Below are 2590 nucleotides of genomic sequence, written 5' to 3' on the forward strand. Positions count from 1 at the left end.
TGGATATTCCGGTGATGCTGACCCCTCATTCCGGCCATACTGACCCCCCTAAGGATTTTGGTCAAAAAGATAAGTTAATGACAATATTACAGTTTTTTTCTTAGACTTTCCCCCTTAAGTTCTATACGATGCGAGGTGTGTACCAATCGGTCTAAAATAGCATCAGCTATGGTGGCTTCTCCAATAATATCATACCAGCTTCCCACCGGTAATTGGCTGGCTATAATGGTTGAAGATTTTCCGTGCCTGTCCTCAATGATTTCCATCAGATCCATTTGTTGTTTCTTGTCCAGATGAGCCAGACCAAAGTCATCCAAGATCAGCAGATGTGATTTTGCTAGTTTATCAAAGAATTTCAGGAAGCTTCCATCAATACGGGTCATTTTAGTTTTCATCAGTAATTTCTGGGTATTAAAATAGAGGACCTTATTTCCCTGGCTACAAGCCTGATGTCCTAAAGCCGATGCGAGGAAGCTTTTTCCGCAGCCAGTGGCCCCGGTAATTAGTACTGATTCTCCTTTTTCCAGATAGTTCCCGGTAGCCAGTTCTGTTATTTGATCTTTATTAATCCCCCTTGAGGCTTCCAGGTTTAATTCTTCTACGGTTGCCTGGTACCTGAACTGAGCGCTTTTCTTTAGACGTTCAAAACGGCGATGGATACGCTCTTCGGCTTCAGCCTGCAATAACACTTCCAGACCTTCTCCCAAAGACAGTTCGTGATGTTGCCGGGTTTCAATCATAGCTTTCCAGCTTCGCTGCATTCCGCCCAGGCGGAGTTGTGATAATTGAGTTTCAATAGCATTCATATGATTTGATTTTAATAGTTACTTATTTATAGGAAGAAGCCCCACGGATATTCCCGTGAGCTGGCAAGGATTTCACCTGTGGTTCCTCTTTATAATCGGTCATCCGGTTCTCCAGGACCTGCTTTAAAAATTTATAGGAGTACTGACCGTAATCCAAGGCAATACAACAGGCCTTTATAAAAATCTCCCTATTGGTTTTTCTTGAGAGGTTCAGGATACCATCACAGGTTTTGTAAAGCTGTTCAGGATATTTATCCTGTTTGAACAGGGCCTCCATATACCGATATAATTCCTCAGAATGATTATACCCGCGTTGCAGGTAATAGGTGGGGCTGCGCTCTTTGTAATATTGATGGTGGGAACACAGGTGTTCCTTTCGGGTGGTATACCCTCCCTTTTTCTGGTTTCTGGGATGGTTGGCAATAAGGCCTGCTTTGTGATAAATTCTTACCAGTGACCGGGTGTAGATTACCTTAACCTTCATCCCGATATAAGTATAGGGCACACTATAATAGTGTTTATCCATCCCCAGGTAGATATGATTGTTCTTGGCCACTTTGTGCTCCCTGTAATATTTGATCTCAAAGGTTATTTCGGGTAAAGGTTGAAGGGTATGTTTTTCATCGGCCAGGAACTTTTCTTCCCGGCAATAATCCTTTTGTTGCATTCGGGTTTGGTTATGCTCCCTGACCTTCCCGGCAATGGCTTGGTTCAAAGAAGGAAGGTCAAAAAAGGTAAGTTTACGCAGTTTGGCATATACACGGTTATAAATGAGCTTTACCTGGTTTTCAACCAAAGACTTGTCCTGAGGTTTTCTTGGACGTGCCGGAGTAACCGAAGTACCATAATGATTGGCAAAGTCTTCCAGGGCACGATTGAGTTCCGGCTCATACGGATTGGCTTTTATCACGGCAGATTTCAGGTTATCGGGCACCAAGGTCTGGGGAACTCCGCCAAGACCTTTTAAACAACAACCCAGGGCATAAATAAAATCCTCCAGTTTCTGGCTGGGCACGGCCAGGGCAAAGCAGTAGTCGGAATACGGCAGACAGGCTACAAACACCTGCACTTCGATCTCTTCCCCGGTGGCCCTATCAATATAAGATAAAGGCTTGCCGGCGTAGTCTATATAAAGTTTGTCCCCGGGCTTATGTTCCAATACCATAGAGGGTTTGCCGTTGCGAAGGTATTGCTGAAGATGCCAGCAGAACTGTCCATAACTATAAGGGTGAGGGTTATTTGCTTTATACTCTTCCCAGAGCAGCTGACGGGTTACACCTACTTTTTTAAGCTCTTTGCTGTAATATTCGAGCTGGTTTTTAAGCTGTTCATAACGTTCATCTTTATATGCGGGGTTTCCGGGCCATAACTTCCCCTCAAGTACAGGATCTTCTAAAGCTAATAAAGCTTCAACTGCAAGAGTACTTGTTTTAGCTTTACGAACATACCCTCTAACGGTATTCTTACTGATCGACAGGGTCTTGGCAATACTTTTTATTCCCTTACCCTGCTGGTGCATACGGAGTATTTGTTTTACTTGACTCATTCGTTTTGGTTTTCCGGCCATTACTTATCTTTTGATGGTATTCATCAAATAAACCAAAAACCAATTCAAAAAATGGGGGTCAACATGCTCCGGAATAAATTCACAGAGGGGTCAGTATGCTCCGGAATAATTTTGCCGGCCAGCCATTTTTTTAATTTATAAGGGGGTCAGCATCCGCCGGAATGACAGATACCTAAAAGGTGGGCTTTAGAGGGGTCAGCTTAGTCCGGAATATCCA

2 protein-coding genes are annotated in these 2590 nt (G+C 43.6%); both read right to left on the minus strand.

The features are described 5' to 3' along the window. Positions 1-86 precede the first annotated feature (86 nt). Positions 87-806, minus strand: coding sequence for an IS21-like element helper ATPase IstB (gene istB / locus LB467_RS18450; RefSeq protein WP_224475626.1), 720 nt, complete (start codon positions 804-806; stop codon positions 87-89). A 22-nt stretch (positions 807-828) separates the two neighbouring features. Then, positions 829-2352, minus strand: a complete 1524-nt coding sequence (istA, locus tag LB467_RS18455) for an IS21 family transposase (protein WP_224475627.1) — start codon at positions 2350-2352, stop codon at positions 829-831. Positions 2353-2590: the final 238 nt, after the last annotated feature.

The sequence above is a fragment of the Salegentibacter tibetensis genome, from assembly GCF_020164485.1.
Lineage (GTDB): Bacteria > Bacteroidota > Bacteroidia > Flavobacteriales > Flavobacteriaceae > Salegentibacter > Salegentibacter tibetensis.

Coding starts and splice junctions, on each gene's coding strand:
- istB (WP_224475626.1), bottom strand. CDS start 806: ATGAATGCTATTGAAACTCAATTATCACAACTCCGCCTGGGCGGAATG.
- istA (WP_224475627.1), bottom strand. CDS start 2,352: ATGAGTCAAGTAAAACAAATACTCCGTATGCACCAGCAGGGTAAGGGA.